The organism is Streptomyces sp. NPDC093071 (assembly GCF_044754545.1).
GTDB lineage: Bacteria > Actinomycetota > Actinomycetes > Streptomycetales > Streptomycetaceae > Streptomyces.
Genome location: NZ_JBIVPH010000008.1, coordinates 112,547 through 127,526 on the forward strand (window position 1 = coordinate 112,547; position 14,980 = coordinate 127,526).

Below are 14,980 nucleotides of genomic sequence, written 5' to 3' on the forward strand. Positions count from 1 at the left end.
TCAGCCGTTCTCGACGGGTGTGGTGGGGTCGACGGCGCGGACGCCGAAGTGGGCGAGCATCGCCGTGCAGGAGCGGCAGGGTGCCGCGTAGCTCCCGTGCAGCGGGTCGCCGTCCTCGCGGATGTGCCGGGCGGTGAGCTTGGCGTGCTTCAGGGAGCGGCGGGCCTCGCCGTGGGTGAGCGGCTTGCGCTGGGCGCGCTTGGAGCGTCCGCCCTCGGTGGCGGCGAGGTGCCGGGAGAGCAGGATCGCCTCGGGACATCGTCCGGTGAACCGTTCCCGCTGGCCGCTGGTGAGGGTGTCCAGGAAGTCCTGGACGAGCGGGTGCAGGGCGGGCGGCCGGTCGCCGCGGCCCGCGGTGCCGGTGAGGGTCTCGCCGCGGACGGAGAGGGCGGCCCCGACGGTGGGAAGGATTCCGTCGCGGCGGTGACGCAGTAAGGGGGCCCGGCCGGCCTCGGCGCTGCTGCTCCAGTTGAGGCGTGGGTCACCCTGTGTGGGCGTCGTTGCTGTGTGCATGGTGCTGGTCTTCCCCTCCTGCAATCCCCCCGAGTTGCGGGGACAGCCTGCCAAATGGGGAGCCATATGGGGAAGCTGGGGCGCCGAAACGCGCTTTCGGTGTGTCGGAATCATGGTGCGCCTGTCATGGGGCCGTGACGTTTGGTCACCGTCGGATCGGGCCGGGTCGGCCTCTTGTGGCAGCGCATAGGCTGTGCGGCATCAGTCGGCGGCAGTCAGCGGTCCGGCTGTCGGTAGCAGCAGTCAGCGACGCCATGCAGGGGGCAACCGCCATGACGACAGGTCGGCTCGGGCAGGACACCGCGCCACCGAACGCGGCCTACGCCGGGCAGGTCGTGCACTTCCCGGATCCGGTCCGTGCTTCCCGGCACCCCAGGGGTGTGCGGGTGGACGGGCGCGGCTACCCGGACTTCTCGCCGTACGCGCGCGCGGCGGCGGAGATCGCGGATCCGCCGGAGGGCTTCGGCGTCGACGAGCTGCGGCTCACGGACTACGTGTCGGCGAACGCGGCGATGGCCGCGACCGGTCACGAGCTGTGGGACACGATCCCGGCGGTGGCGACGCCGCACGGCTGGACCTGGCACCACGTGGCGCACGGCCGCCGGATGGAGCTGGTGCCGGTCGAGGTGAAGGCGCTGCTGCGGCACCACGGCGGGGTGGCGACGGCCGCCGTGGACCAGACGAAGCGGGGCACGCGTCCGCTCCAGGAGACCCGCCCCGCGCACTTCGGGCTGCCGAAGGGCGGGGTGTCGGTCTCGGAGCAGCAGCTCCAGGGCGTCGAGGAGGACCTGGGCTACCGGCTTCCGGGGGCGTACCGCTCCTTCCTGCGGGCGGCGGGCGGGTGCGCCCCGGTGGGGGCGGCGCTCGACGCGGAGCTGGGGCTCCTGGTGGACCAGCCGTTCTTCACGGTGCGGGAGGAGGCCGGGATCAACGACCTCGTGTACGTGAACAAGTGCCTCCGCGACCACCTGACGAAGGATTACCTGGGCGTCGCGTTCGTGCAGGGCGGTCTGATCGCCCTGAAGGTGCGGGGCGACGCGGTCGGTTCGGTGTGGTTCTGCGCGTACGACGACGCGCGGGACGCCGGCGAGGTCGCGGCGGGCTGGACGGTGAACGAGCGGGTGGAGCGCCTGCTGCTGCCCTGCGGCGCGGACTTCGACGCGTTCCTCCAGCGGCTCGCGGGCAATCCGCCGGAGCTGGAGACGGTGGCGAACCTGATGGTGGACGGCGGCTTCGCGCGCGCCGTGCCCGTGGTCCCGGTGGGGGAGTGAGCTGGCTGTGGTGACGTTCGCGCAGGCGCAGGAGCGCGCCGAGGAGTGGATCAACGGCGATCTGCCGGGCTATCAGCACCGCGAGGTGCGGGTGCGGGAGTTCGAGCTGGGGTTCGTGGTGTGGGCGGAGGACCGCGAGGGCGGCCCGACGTCGGACGGCGGGCGCCAGCGGCTGGTGATCGCGCGGGACAGCGGCGAGGCGACGCTGTGGCCGGGACTGCCGGTGGGCGAGGTGATCCGGCGGTACGAGGAGGAGTACGGCTCCTCCGACGAGGTGCCCGCGCAGGAGGCGGTGCCGGCGGCCCGGATCGATCTGAACCAGACGTCGTTCCTGCTGACGCCGCCGGAGTGGTTGCAGGACGCGGCGGACAAGATCGGGCTGCCGAGGGAGGAGTCGCACGCCTCGCAGGAGAGCGCGAGCGCGGCGGGTCCGGTGGACGACGTGTCGGACGTGCTGGACGGGGCGGGCGGAACGGGGCCGGTGCCGTCGGCGTCGTCGGCGTCCTCCACTTCTTCCGGGGTGCCGGTGTCGTCGGCCGAGGGCGGGTCGCCGTCCGGGTCCGGGGCGTGGTCCTCGTCCGGGTCCGCGTCCGTGTCCGCGTCCGAGACCGGGTCCGTGTCCTCCACGTCCCCCACGGGCTCCGGGCCGGAGGCGTCCGAGGCGTCCTCGGTGTCCGACGAGGCTTCCGGAGCGCCGGACGCCCGGGTGGCGGACGCGGTCCCGGTGTCCGACGCGGCTTCCGGGACCCCGGCGGCCGGGATCGCGGCCGGAGCCGCGACCGCTCCCGGCACCACCTCCGGGACCGCTCCCGGCACCGCTCCTGACACCACCCCCGCCGCCGCCTCCGACGACGCCTACGAGCCGACCGCGATGGACGGCGTCCCCGCGGCCGCGCCCGTGCCGCCGGTCGCGCCCCCGCCGCCCGTGGTTCCGGCGGCCCCGCCGGCCCCCGCGCCCGTGGGCGGCCCGTGGGTGGACGCGAATGCGAGCTCCGGCGGTGCGGACGGGGCGGTGCCGCTGCCCGCGACCGTCTTCGCGCCGCCGCTGTCGGGGACGGACGACGAGGACGCCCCGCCGCCGGTGGTGGGCGCCGACGCGCCGACCGCCCTGATGAAGGGCGGCAGCGCGCTGCCGCCGACCGCCGTGGCGCCCCGGCTCGACCCGGCCGCGCCCCCCCCGCCGGGCGTCACCCCGGCGGCTCCGGCCGCCCCGCCGCTTCCCCCGCCGGGGCCCTCGGGCGCCGGGGACATCGCGGACGCCGCGACGAGCAAGGCCACGCCGCCGCCGAAGAGCGGGCGGGGCCCGGTCGGCCCGCCGCCCCCGCCGGGTGTCCCGGGCGTGCCGGGCGCGTCGTCGGGCGGCAACGCGTACATCCCGACGCAGCTGGTGTCGCAGCTCGGGCCCGACGGGCCCCAGCCGCCCGCGCCGCCCGCGCAGCCGGGTCCGCCCGGTCCGCCGCCCGCCCCGCCGGGTCCGGCGACGCCGCCGCAGCCCGTGCACCACGCGGCGACGATGCTGGCGCAGCCCGGTCCGGCCGGTCCGGGCGCGCCTCCGCCGCCCCCGCCGCCGCCGGGCGTGCCCGGTACGCCTCCGGGCGGTGTCGCGCACGCGGCGACGATGCTGGCGCACCCGGGTCCCGGCCCCGGCGGTCCGGCCGGTCCGCCGCCCCCGCCCGCCCCGGCGCCGCCGGTGCACGGCGGGCACACGCCGCCGCCCGCATACGGGTATCCGCAGCAGCCGACGGGTCAGCCGACGGTCGGTCCCGGCTACCAGGCGGTGCTGCGCTACCGGGCGCCCGACGGCTCCGAGGCGCAGATCATCCGGCGTTCGGCGCCCGGCACCCCGCACCCGGAGTGGCAGATCCTGCACGAGCTGCGCGCGATGAACGTGCCGCCGCAGCAGGTGCTCGAACTGCACACGGAGCTGGAGTCCTGCGAGCTGCCGGGCGGTTACTGCGCGCGGATGATCCGGGAGACGTGGCCGCAGGCGCGGATCACCAGCATCGCCCCGTACGGTCGCGACCACGCGGGCCGGCAGCAGGGGATGCGGCAACTGCTCACCCACCAGGGCGAGTTGCACCAGGTCGCGGACGGCCCGGCGCGGCCCGCCCCGGTGCGGGCGCCGCTGCCGCCGGTGCAGCCGGCGCCGCCGGTCCCGCCGGAGGCGATCGCGCAGGAGCTGGCCGGGGCGTTCGGTCCGGGCGTCCTGCGCTTCGACCAGCGGGCGGTGTCGCGGCAGGGCGTGCCGGAGCTGGTGGCGCGCACGCTGGTGTGGGCGGGGCTTCCGGCGGACTTCGGTCCGTTCTTCTGGGCGCAGCCCGCGGTGCCGGTGGTGCCGACGCTCGCGGAGCTGGCGGCGCAGCGGCAGGTTCCGGCGGCACCGGACGCGAGCTCGTACCTGGTGCTCGGTTCGGACTTCGGGCGGGCGATCTGCGTCCAGTACGGGACCGCGCACATCGTGGCGGTGCCGGTGGAGGCCGGTCCGGGCGGGCAGTCGGTGCCGCCGCAGTTCGTGAACACCGGGCTGCCGGAGTTCACGCGCTCGATGGCGCTGCTCGGCCGGATGTGGCGGCTGCGGTTCGGGCTGAACCCGGAGCAGGCGGGCCGCTGGACGGTGGACTTCCAGGCGCAGCTGGCGATGCTGGACCCGGCGGCGCTGTCGTCGCCGGAGAACTGGTGGTCGGTGCTCCTGGAGCAGATGTGGGACGGGCTGCTCTGACCGGGTCCGGTCCGCGGCCGGACGGAATGTGACGAAAGGCGCTCGACGTGTGTACACGTTGGGCGCCTTTTGTCCGTTCTGATGGAGCATCCTGGACGTTCGGCCACAGGGAAGGGACGCCAGGGATGAGTTTCGCTGTCGGGCGGGGACGGAGCTACCGCCCCGAGCAGGTCGACCGCTTCCTCGCCGCGCTCTCCGCCGAACGCGACGACGCCCGGGAGCGGGCGGTGCTGCTGACCGGCCTGGTGACGGAGCGGGAGAAGGAGCTCGCGGGGCTCCGCGAGCTCGCCGAGGGGCTGCCGCCGCAGCGGTACGAGTCGCTGGGCGAGCGGGCGCGGAAGATCCTGGAGTTCGCCGAGGCGGAGGACGAGGCGCTGGTGCGCGCCGCCGAGGCCGACGCGCAGGCCCTCGCCGAGGCGGCCGGAGCGGCGGCCCGGGAGGCGTCGGAGTCGGCGCGGGCGTACGCGGAGGGCGTCCGCGAGGCGGCGGAGGCGAAGGCCCGCGCGACCCTGGAGGCGGCCCGGGGCCGGGCCGGGGAGCTGACGGCGGAGGCGGAGCGCGAGGCGGCGGAGCTGCGGGCGGCGGCCCGGGAGGCCTTCGAGGAGACCGAGCGGCGCGCGGCGGAGCTCCTGGCGGAGCGGGCCGCCGAGCAGAAGGCGGTCCGCGAGGAGGCCGAGCGCGAGGAGCGGTCCCGCACGGACGAGCAGGACGCGCTCCACGAGGAGCTGTTCGGACGGGCGGAGGCCCGCCTCGCGGAGGCCCGCCGCTCCCTGGCGGAGACCGGCGAGCGGGCCCGGCACGACCAGGCGGAGGCGGAGGCGAAGGCGGCGGAACTCCTCACCCGGGCCCGCCTGGACGCCGAACGCGTCCAGCGCGCGACGGACCGGATCCTGCGGGAGCACGAGGAGGCCCGGGACGAGATCCACTCCCACATGGAACACATCCGCGACTCGCTGGCGGCGCTGACGGGGCGGGCGGGGACGACGGACGAGGACGGGGCCGGGGCAGAGCCCGGGACCGAGGGGTAGGCGGGGCCTTTCCGCCTCCCCCCGAAGGCCGGTGGCCGTCTGACGTCGGATAACCTCCCCTCTCCCAGGGGAGGGAACATCCACGTGAACCACGCACACCCGCGCGCCCGCCGTCTCGCGGCCGTCGCCGTCACCGTCGTACTCGCCGCCACCGGCGGGGCGCTCACCGCGCTCCCGGCCACGGCCGCACCCGCGCCCGCGCCCGCCGCGGCGCGGGAAGACCAGCAGGCCCCCGTGTCGTTCCCGCGCAATGCCGACGTCGTCGGCGCGGGCCCGAGCGGCTTCCTGTCGAAGACCCGCGGCGCCACGCCGGAGTTCCGCTGGACCTGGTACGCGGACGGCTCGTCCGTCGTGCTGCCGGGGGCCACCGACGCCGCCGCCGGCGGCGCGGACCTCGTCGTCACCGTCGACCGGTCCGCCCCGGTCGCCGGCCGGGTGGTCCGGGTCTACGACCTGGCGAAGCCCACAGCCGCCCCGGTCCCCCAGGAGGTGGACCTCGACGCCCTCGGCGACGGCTTCTTCTTCGAGGGTGTCGCCGGCGCCACCATGCTCCTCGGGCAGTACGTGGCCGGCGGACCGCAGAAGCAGTACGCCGTCACCCTCGACGGCAACCCGCCGAAGGCCCGCGCGGTGGCCGGAGGCGCCGGAATCGACTGCTCCGACGGCCGCGACGGCTGGACCGACACCGCCTCCGCGCTCTACGAGTGCAGCCTCGACGCGACCGGGACGTCCGTCAAGATCCTCGTCGACCTCGCCTCGGGCACCTCGAAGTGGTACCCCCAGTTCGACGACCAGTGGGCCCGCGAGGGCGCCGTCTCCGGCACCCACGTCGCCTGGCGCGAGGCCCGGATGTCCGGCAGCCGGGCCGTCCACGGGATCGTCGCCTTCGCGCGCGACAGCACCACCGAGCGGTGGATCCCGTCCGACGACGACCTGAGCGACCCGCTGTACCTGGTCGGCGGCTGGGTGGCGTCCGGCAGCAAGGCCCGCATCGATTCGTCCACCTCGGCGCCCGGCCAGCCCCGCCCGACGGTGCGGCCGTTCACGGCCCAGTCCGTCGCGACCGGAGAGAAGGTCCAGCTCCTCACCGCCTTCTCGTCCGCCGTCGCGGGCCCCGACGGCAGCCTCCTCGTGCGCGGCGGCACCCCCGAGCACGGCGAGGGCCTCTACCGGGTCTCGCCGCGCTCCGACGGCGGCCGTCCGGACGTCGCACTCGTCGCGTCCACCGGGCAGTCGACCGTCCTGGCCGTCACCCGTTCCACCACCCCGACGACCCTGACCGGCGAGCAGGCCGCGCGCGGCTTCGACTTCGGCTGGGACCTGTCCCGGGCGGACGCCGACGTGTGGCTGACCCTGACCCACGTCGGCAGCGGCAGGGCGATCAGCACCCGCCTGTACGCCCAGAACCCCGTCGCCCCGGGCCTGCCGGGCCACCTCACCTGGCACTGGGACGGCAAGGACCTGGAGGCCGCCGACTGGGACGCCCCGGCGCGCAACGGCACGTACGAGTGGCAGCTCACCGCCCGCCCCGACGAGGGCATCGGCCCCGACGTCGTCTCCACCGGCCGGTTCACCGTGACCCGGCCGGCGGCCCCGCACGACTTCGACGACGACGGCACGGCCGACCTCCTCGTCCGGGACGCCGGCGGAGTGCTGTGGCGTTTCGGCACCCGCCCCGCCGCTCCCGGCGGCTCCCTCGCGGACACCGGGGGCTCGCGCGTCGGAGGCGGCTGGGGAGCCTACGACCGGCTGGAGACCGTCGGGAACGTCGCGGGCTCGACCGCGCCCGACGTGATCGCCCGGGAGAAGAGCGGCGTCCTCTGGCTCTACCAGGGCACGGGCGACCGGGACAAGCCGCTCGCGGCCCGCACGAGGATCGGGTCCGGCTGGCAGACGTACACCGAGCTCGCGGGCGGCAGCGACCTGACCGGCGACGGACGCGCGGACCTCGTCGCCACGGACAAGGCGGGCGCCCTGTGGCTCTACAAGGGCACGGGCTCGGCCACCGCCCCCTTCGCGGCGCGGAAGCAGATCGGCCACGGCTGGGGCATCTACAACCAGCTGGCGGCCACCGGCAACCTCGCCGGCGGCCCGGCCGGGGACCTCGTCGCCCGTGACAAGGACGGCGTCCTCTGGCTGTACCTCGGCAAGGGCGACGGCACCTTCGCCGCGCGTACCAAGGTGGGCGGCGGGTGGGGCGGGTTCACCGGACTCACGGCCGTCGGCGACGCCAACGGCGACGGACGGGCCGACCTGGTCGCCTCGAACGGCGCCGAGACCTTCTACGCCGGTACGGGCGGCTGGTCGGCGCCCTTCAAGCGCGGCGCCGCCGTGTCCCTCACCCAGGAGACGACCTACAACGCCGTCTTCTAGACGGACCGTTCAGGGGAGGGTTCACTCCGCCCACACCGTCTTCCCCGGGCCCGGAAGCCTCGGGCACCAGCCCCAGCGGTCGGCGATCCCGTCGACGAGCAGCAGCCCCCGGCCCCCGTCCGCGAGCTCCGGACCGGGGCCGGGGAGCTGTCCGGGCCGGGGCGGTACGCGCTCGGCGCGGGTGTCGCTCACCTCGATCCGCGCGACGCGTGGGCCGGGTTCGTCGGTCTCGCCTCCGCGGAGTAGTACAACCGCCGCTTGTACGCGGTCAGTCCTCGCGCCCCGCCGCTTCCCGGTACCGGGAAGCGGCGGGGCGCGAGGCCGGGACGTCACTCGTGGCCGGAGCGGCGGCCGAGGGCCTCGGTCCACACGTCGCCGCCGTCGGTCCAGGTCCGGAGCCAGCGGCGCAGTGACGGCGACGCGTGGCGCAGGCCGTCGTGCGGCTCTTCGTCCCGTACGGGCTCCCAGCCGTCGGCGTCGTAGAGGAGCACCGGGTTGTCGGCCGCGGTCAACGAGAGGTGCCACTCCATCGTGCAGCCGCCGTACGCGAGGTGGAGCCACGACGCGGGCACGCCCCGCGTCCGGTTCCGTTCGTGGATGTCGACCGCGCACGGCCAGTCGGAGAGGTGCCCGGGCGGACGGTTGCCCCCGGTCAGGGAGGCGAGTCCGCTGTCGGGGCCGAAGCCGCCGTCGGCGACCTCGGTGTACACGCGCCGCAGCAGTTCGGGCAGAGGGCGTCCGATGCGGCGCTCCGCCCTCTCGACCTCGGCCGGGGTGACCGGCGGGAACAGCGGTCCACGGGGAGCGTCGGCGTAGTAGGCGGTCACCTCCTCGGCTCCCGCCTTGAGCTGGACCGTTCCGTCGCCGCCGTACGACACGATGTCGTCGCGGTCCTGGTCCAGACGCCCGCCGCCGTACCGCTCGGTCAACCACGCGACGGGGACGTCCGCCGCGTCGAAGCGCCGGCCCGGGTCCCACGCGCGGGCCCGCAGCCTCTCGATCAGCGCGTCGTCGTCCCTGTCCCCGGTCTCGGGCGTGTCGTACGGGGAGTGGGTCATGTGCCGGAAGTCTACTGCCGGGCCGTCACCCACGGGCCGGAGCCGTACGGGGTCAGTCCCCGTCCCCCGCTCCCTCTCGCAGCACCGGGAAGCGGCGGGGCGCGAGGACGAGCAGGACCAGGAGGGCCAGGGCCGCCGCGCCCGCCGCGCCCAGGTAGACGTAGTCCACCGCCGCGTCGACCGCGCGGCGCAGGAGGTCCGTCGTCGCGGCCGGGAGGGAATCGGGGGAGTCCAGAGAGCGGGCCAGGACGTCCAGGTCGCCGCCGTCGCCGAGGCGGGCCGCCAGGACGCCGTTCGCGACGGCGCCGAAGACGGCCGCGCCCACGCTCTGGCCGACCTGGCGGCAGAACAGGACGGACGCGGTGGTCGTGCCCCGTTCCCCGTACGGAACGGTCGACTGGACGCCGACGATCAGGGGCAGTTGGAAGAGGCCGAGGGCCGCGCCGAGGAGCAGCATCAGGAGCGCGGGCTGCCAGGGCTCGCCGGGGAACGGCAGCAGCGGGAAGGCGAGCAGGACGAGCAGCGCGCCGGAGATCCCGAGGATCGCGGTGCGGCGGAAGCCGATGCGGGTGTAGACCCGGTTCGAGAGCGCCGCGCTGACGGGCCAGCTCAGGGTCATCGCCGACAGGACGAACCCGGCCGCGATCGGCCCGAGCCCGAGGACGGCCTGGGCGTACGTGGGGAGGAAGACCGTCGGGGCGACCATGAGCAGGCCGAGGGCCCCGAGAGCGAGGTTGACGGCGGCGATCGTACGGCGGCGCCAGACCCAGCCGGGGATGATCGGTTCGGCCGCGCGCCGTTCGACGGCGACCGTCACGGCGCCGAGGAGGGCCGCCCCGCCCAGGAGTCCGAGGGACGGCGCCGAGAGCCAGGGCCAGGCGACGCCGCCCTGGACGAGAGCCGTGAGGAGCAGAACGCCGGTGGCGAAGACGCAGAGCGCGCCGGCCCAGTCGATCCGTCCGCGCGCGGCGGGCGCGGTGCGGGCCGGCTCCACCAGGTGACGGCAGATCAGCCACAGCGCCACCAGGCCGACTGGCAGGTTGATCAGGAAGATCCAGCGCCAGTCCGCGTAGCCCGCGAGGAGGCCGCCGGCCGCCGGGCCCGCGACCGAGGAGGCGGCCCAGACGGAGGAGAGCTTCGCCTGGATCTTCGGGCGCTCCTTCAGCGGGTACAGGTCGGCGGCGATCGTCTGGACCGTGCCCTGGAGCGCGCCGCCGCCCAGGCCCTGGACGACCCGGAAGGCGATGAGGGACGCCATGTTCCAGGCGGCCGCGCACAGCAGGGAGCCGAGCAGGAAGAGGACGACCCCGGTGACCAGGACCGGCTTGCGGCCGAAGGTGTCGCTGAGCTTCCCGTACACCGGCAGGGTGACGGTGACGGCGAGCAGGTAGCCGGAGAACAGCCAGGAGAAGACGGCGAGTCCGCCGAGGTCGCCGACGATCTGGGGGACGGCCGTGGACACGATCGTGCCGTCGAGCGCGGCGAGCCCCATCCCCAGCATGAGCGCGGCGACGACGGGCCCCCGCCGCGCCGCCGCGGGGGCGGAGGCCGGGCCGGTCCCGGTCCGTGTCGTCGACGGATCGGTCACCGTACGCCCTTCCTTTCTTCGTACACCTAAATTCCCGGGGACAGCGTGCCACTCGGACCACGGGTGGAGGAACCCCTAGGGGCTCCTCCCCCATAGGGCCCAGGGGCCGTTCGTACCGGCGGAGGAGGAGAAGTCCCGGCGGAACTCCTTAACTTGAACTTACAAACCACCACCGTTCCGACCCGAGGAGAAAACCGTGACTTCGGCTGTGACCATCCCCAGGCACGGGGGTACTGGAGGGGCTACGGCCGTCGCCGCGAGGGCGCGCCAGGTCGTCAAGGCGTACGGCTCCGGGGAGACCCGGGTCGTCGCGCTGGACTCCGTCGACGTGGACATCGCCCGTGGCCGGTTCACCGCGATCATGGGGCCCTCGGGCTCCGGCAAGTCCACGCTGATGCACTGCCTCGCCGGGCTCGACACCGTCACCAGCGGGCAGATCTTCCTGGACGAGACCGAGATCACCGGCCTCAAGGATAAGAAGCTGACCCAGCTGCGCCGGGACCGAATCGGCTTCATCTTCCAGGCGTTCAACCTGCTGCCGACCCTGAGCGCGATCGAGAACATCACGCTCCCGATGGACATCGCGGGCCGCAGGCCGGACGCCGACTGGCTGCGCCGGGTGGTCGACACCGTCGGCCTGTCCGAGCGGCTCAAGCACCGGCCGAACGAGCTCTCCGGCGGTCAGCAGCAGCGCGTGGCCGTGGCCCGCGCGCTCGCCGCCCGCCCCGAGATCATCTTCGGCGACGAGCCGACCGGAAACCTCGACTCGCGGGCCGGTGCCGAGGTCCTCGGCTTCCTGCGCACCTCGGTGGACGAGCTGGGCCAGACCATCGTCATGGTCACCCACGACCCGGTCGCCGCCTCCTACGCCGACCGCGTCCTCTACCTCGCCGACGGCAAGATCGTGGACGAGATGGAGCGGCCCACCGCCGAGGCCGTCCTGGACCGCATGCGCCTCTTTCCCGGGGGGAACCCCCGGACCCCCGACTTCGACGCGCGCGGGCGGACCTCATGAGCGTCCTCAAGACCTCCCTGCGCAACTTCCTCGCGCACAAGGGGCGGATGGCGCTCTCCGCCGTCGCCGTCCTGCTCTCCGTCGCGTTCGTCTCCGGGACCCTGGTCTTCACGGACACGATGAACACGACGTTCGACAAGCTCTTCGCCACCACCTCCTCCGACGTCACCGTCAGCCCCGGGGGCGCGGCGACCGACGACGACATCCCGCAGACCGGCCGGCCCGAGACCTTCCCCGCCGCGCTCCTGGAGAAGGTCGCGAAGGCCGAGGGCGCCCGGAACGTCCAGGGCGCGGTCGTCTCCCTGAGCGTCACCGTCGTCGACGCGAAGAACAAGAACCTCGGCTCCACCGGCGGCGCCCCGACGATCGCCGTCAACTGGAGCCCGAACGAGCTGCGTTCGGTGGAGATCGCCTCCGGCCACGAGCCGCGCGGCCCCACCGACGTCGTCGTGGACGGCGCCACCGCCGAGAAGCACGGCCTGAAGCTCGGCGACGAGCTGCGGACCATCTCCGTCAACGGCGACTTCACCGCGAAGGTCTCCGGCATCGTCGACTTCAAGGTCACCAACCCCGGCGCCACCCTCGTCTACTTCGACACCGCCACCGCCCAGCGCGAACTGCTCGGCAAGGAAGGTCTCTTCACCCAGATCACGGCCGACGCCGCGCCCGGCGTGAGCGACGAGACCCTCAAGGCGAACGTCGCCGCCGTCCTCGGCGACGGCTACAAGCTCCAGACGGCCGCCGAGGCCACCGACGCGGGCCGCGAGGAGATGGCCGGATTCCTCGACGTCATCAAGTACGCCATGCTCGGCTTCGCCGGGATCGCCTTCCTCGTCGGCATCTTCCTCATCGTCAACACCTTCTCCATGCTGGTCGCCCAGCGCACCCGCGAGATCGGCCTCATGCGGGCCATCGGATCGAGCCGCAAGCAGGTCAACCGCTCCGTCCTGATCGAGGCGCTGCTCCTCGGCCTGGTCGGCTCGGCCGCCGGCGTCGCGGCGGGCGTCGGCCTCGCCGTCGGCCTGATGAAGCTGATGTCCGCCGTGGGCATGGAGCTCTCCACCGGCGACCTCACCGTGAAGTGGACGACCCCGGTCGTCGGCCTCGTCCTCGGCGTCGTCGTCACCGTCCTCGCCGCCTACGTCCCGGCCCGCCGGGCGGGCAGGATCTCCCCGATGGCCGCCCTGCGCGACGCGGGCACCCCCGCCGACGGCAGGGCCGGCCGGGTCCGGGGCGGGATCGGCCTCGCCCTCACCGCCGCCGGAGCGGCCGCCCTCGTGGCCGCCGCCCGCGCCGAGGAGGCCGGCCCCGGTTCCGGCTGGCTCGGCCTCGGCGTCGTCCTCTCCCTGCTCGGCTTCGTCGTCGTCGGCCCGCTCCTCGCGGGCGGGGTCGTCCGCGCCCTCGGCGTCGTCGTCCTGCGGGTCTTCGGGCCCGTCGGCCGGATGGCCGAGCGCAACGCCCTGCGCAACCCGCGCCGCACCGGCGCCACCGGCGCCGCCCTCATGATCGGCCTGGCGCTCGTCGCCTGCCTGTCGGTGGTCGGCTCCTCCATGGTGGCCTCCGCCACCGAGGAGCTGGACCGCTCCGTCGGCGCCGACTTCATCGTCCAGTCCGGCACCGGGCAGCCGATCGTGCCGCAGGCGCAGGCCGCCCTGGAGAAGGCCCCCGGCATCGACCACGTCACCGAGTACAAGTGGCTCGACGTCACCGTCACCGACCCGCGCGGCAAGAAGGCCGAGCAGGGCCTGGCCGCCGCCGACCCGACGTACGCGCAGGACCTGCGCCGGGAGACCACCGCCGGACGGCTCGCGGACGCCTACGGGCCGGACGCCCTGTCCGTCGGCAGCGACTACGCCACCGCGCACGGCGTGAAGGTCGGCGACGTGCTGACCGTCGCCTTCAAGGGCGGGAAGCCGGCGAAGCTGAGGGTTGCGGCCATCACCTCCGACCAGGCGAACGTCGACAAGGGGGCGATGTACACCAACGTCACCACCGCCGCCCGGTACCTGCCCGCCGACCGGATGCCGCACAGCCTGCTGCTCCTGGCCAGCGCGAAGGACGGCCAGGAGACGCGGGCCTACCAGGCCCTCAAGGACGCGCTCGCGCCCTACCCGCAGTACAAGGTCAGCAACCAGGCCGACTACAAGAAGCAGCTCCAGGACCAGGTCGGCCAGCTGCTCAACATCGTGTACGGGCTCCTCGCCCTGGCGATCGTCGTCGCGGTCCTCGGCGTCGTGAACACCCTGGCCCTGTCGGTGGTCGAGCGGACCCGGGAGATCGGCCTCATGCGGGCCATCGGCCTCTCCCGCCGCCAGCTGCGCCGCATGATCCGCCTGGAGTCGGTGGTCATCGCCCTCTTCGGCGCGCTCCTCGGCCTCGGCCTGGGCATGGGCTGGGGCACCGCCGCCCAGAAGCTCCTGGCCCTGGAGGGCCTGGGCGTCCTGGAGATCCCCTGGCCGACGATCCTCACCGTCTTCGTCGCCTCGGCCTTCGTGGGTCTCTTCGCGGCCCTGATCCCGGCGTTCCGGGCGGGGCGGATGAACGTCCTGAACGCGATCGCGAGCGAGTAGCGGTCGTACGGAGGAACACGGACGGCCCCGGTACGCGCGCGTACCGGGGCCGTACGGCTGCTCAGACGGTGAGCACGGGCACGTCGTACCGGGGGATGTGCTTGTCCCGGGTGACGAGGGTGAGCCCCTCGGTCTGCGCCTGGGCGATCAGTATCCGGTCGAAGGGGTCGCGGTGGTGGGGCGGGAGCCGTCCGGCGCGGATGCCGTGCGCACCGGTGATCGGGAGCGGCCTGAGCTGGCAGTCGCGGGCCAGTTCCGGCAGTTCGGCCGGTCCGTCGAGCTTGCCGAGGGCCTGCTTGACGGAGAGCTCCCACGGGGTGACGGCACTGACGTACGCGTGCTCCTCCGTGTCGAGCAGGTCCTTGACGTCGTCGGAGAGCTGCGGGGAGTCGAGCAGCCACCAGATGACGACGTGCGTGTCGACCAGCAGCTTCACTCCGTGGTGCCTTCCGGGCCGAGTCCGAAGGCCTCGGCGAAGCCGGGGTCGTCGGACATGTCGTCGAAGTCGTCGTGGAGGACGACCGGCGCGGTGAGGGATCCCCGGGCGGTGCGCCGGACCTTCCCCCGGAGCGGGATCACCTTCGCGACCGGTTTCCCGGACTTGCTGATGATCACCTCCTGACCGGTCGCGACCGCCTCCAGGATCTTGGAGAAGTGGGTCTTCGCCTCGTGGACGTTGTACTGCCGGGCTGCTTCCATCGCGGCCTCTCACAGCTAGGTGGAGCAAAGGTGGACTAAGTGCTGGACTAATCTTAGTCGTACAAGCCGCCCGGGAACCGGCCGCTTCGCTCTCCCGAGTGGCCGGGTTCCTTCGGGCGGGTGACAGTGGCACGTCGTAGGGTGGG

At 74.3% G+C, this 14,980-nt stretch carries 11 protein-coding genes and 1 pseudogene; 6 read left to right on the plus strand and 6 right to left on the minus strand.

What is annotated here, in order from left to right; all coding sequences use genetic code 11:
- Positions 1–513, minus strand: a complete 513-nt coding sequence (locus ACIQD7_RS26300) for a YwqJ-related putative deaminase (RefSeq protein WP_402444737.1) — start codon at positions 511–513, stop codon at positions 1–3.
- Positions 514–785: 272 nt separating this feature from the next.
- Between ACIQD7_RS26300 and ACIQD7_RS26305 the strand changes: the two genes are divergently transcribed.
- The 4 genes from ACIQD7_RS26305 (at position 786) to ACIQD7_RS26320 (ending at position 7,904) form a co-directional block, all read left to right on the plus strand.
- Positions 786–1,784, plus strand: a complete 999-nt coding sequence (locus ACIQD7_RS26305; RefSeq protein ID WP_121833959.1) for an SMI1/KNR4 family protein — start codon at positions 786–788, stop codon at positions 1,782–1,784.
- A gap of 7 nt (positions 1,785–1,791) precedes the next feature.
- The gene (locus ACIQD7_RS26310) at positions 1,792–4,503 is read left to right on the plus strand and encodes an SUKH-4 family immunity protein (RefSeq protein WP_402444739.1); all 2,712 of its coding nucleotides are present in this window, start codon (positions 1,792–1,794) and stop codon (positions 4,501–4,503) included.
- Between the two features lie 125 nt (positions 4,504–4,628).
- Positions 4,629–5,531, plus strand: coding sequence for a cellulose-binding protein (locus ACIQD7_RS26315; protein WP_402444741.1), 903 nt, complete (start codon positions 4,629–4,631; stop codon positions 5,529–5,531).
- 84 nt (positions 5,532–5,615) lie between these two features.
- Positions 5,616–7,904: an FG-GAP-like repeat-containing protein gene (locus ACIQD7_RS26320; protein ID WP_402444743.1), complete on the plus strand. Its 2,289-nt coding sequence runs from the start codon at positions 5,616–5,618 to the stop codon at positions 7,902–7,904.
- A 21-nt stretch (positions 7,905–7,925) separates the two neighbouring features.
- On the opposite strand, the pseudogene ACIQD7_RS26325 reads toward ACIQD7_RS26320, so the two are convergent.
- The 3 genes and pseudogenes from ACIQD7_RS26325 to ACIQD7_RS26335 all read right to left on the minus strand — a co-directional run.
- Positions 7,926–8,129, minus strand: a pseudogene (locus tag ACIQD7_RS26325) (ATP-binding protein); the annotation flags it as partial.
- A 104-nt stretch (positions 8,130–8,233) separates the two neighbouring features.
- Entirely contained in the window at positions 8,234–8,962 is a 729-nt protein-coding gene (locus ACIQD7_RS26330) for an SMI1/KNR4 family protein (RefSeq protein ID WP_402444745.1), read from the minus strand.
- A 52-nt stretch (positions 8,963–9,014) separates the two neighbouring features.
- Positions 9,015–10,550: an MFS transporter gene (locus ACIQD7_RS26335; protein ID WP_402444747.1), complete on the minus strand. Its 1,536-nt coding sequence runs from the start codon at positions 10,548–10,550 to the stop codon at positions 9,015–9,017.
- 196 nt (positions 10,551–10,746) lie between these two features.
- Here ACIQD7_RS26335 and ACIQD7_RS26340 point away from each other — a divergent pair, with 196 nt between their 5' ends.
- Together ACIQD7_RS26340 and ACIQD7_RS26345 are read left to right on the plus strand one after the other, a co-directional pair.
- Positions 10,747–11,565 (plus strand): ABC transporter ATP-binding protein, encoded by an 819-nt coding sequence (locus ACIQD7_RS26340; protein WP_402444749.1) that lies wholly within the window; start codon positions 10,747–10,749, stop codon positions 11,563–11,565.
- The gene (locus ACIQD7_RS26345; protein ID WP_402444751.1) at positions 11,562–14,135 is read left to right on the plus strand and encodes an ABC transporter permease; all 2,574 of its coding nucleotides are present in this window, start codon (positions 11,562–11,564) and stop codon (positions 14,133–14,135) included. The genes ACIQD7_RS26340 and ACIQD7_RS26345 overlap by 4 nt, the downstream gene beginning before the upstream one ends.
- 61 nt (positions 14,136–14,196) lie before the next feature.
- Here ACIQD7_RS26345 and ACIQD7_RS26350 read toward each other — a convergent pair whose 3' ends face one another.
- Positions 14,197–14,571 carry a type II toxin-antitoxin system VapC family toxin gene (locus ACIQD7_RS26350; protein ID WP_402444753.1) on the minus strand — a complete coding sequence of 125 codons (375 nt, stop codon included), beginning with the start codon at positions 14,569–14,571 and terminating at the stop codon, positions 14,197–14,199.
- Positions 14,568–14,834: a type II toxin-antitoxin system Phd/YefM family antitoxin gene (locus ACIQD7_RS26355; RefSeq protein WP_402444754.1), complete on the minus strand. Its 267-nt coding sequence runs from the start codon at positions 14,832–14,834 to the stop codon at positions 14,568–14,570. Before ACIQD7_RS26355 ends, ACIQD7_RS26350 begins: the two co-directional genes overlap by 4 nt.
- Positions 14,835–14,980: the final 146 nt, after the last annotated feature.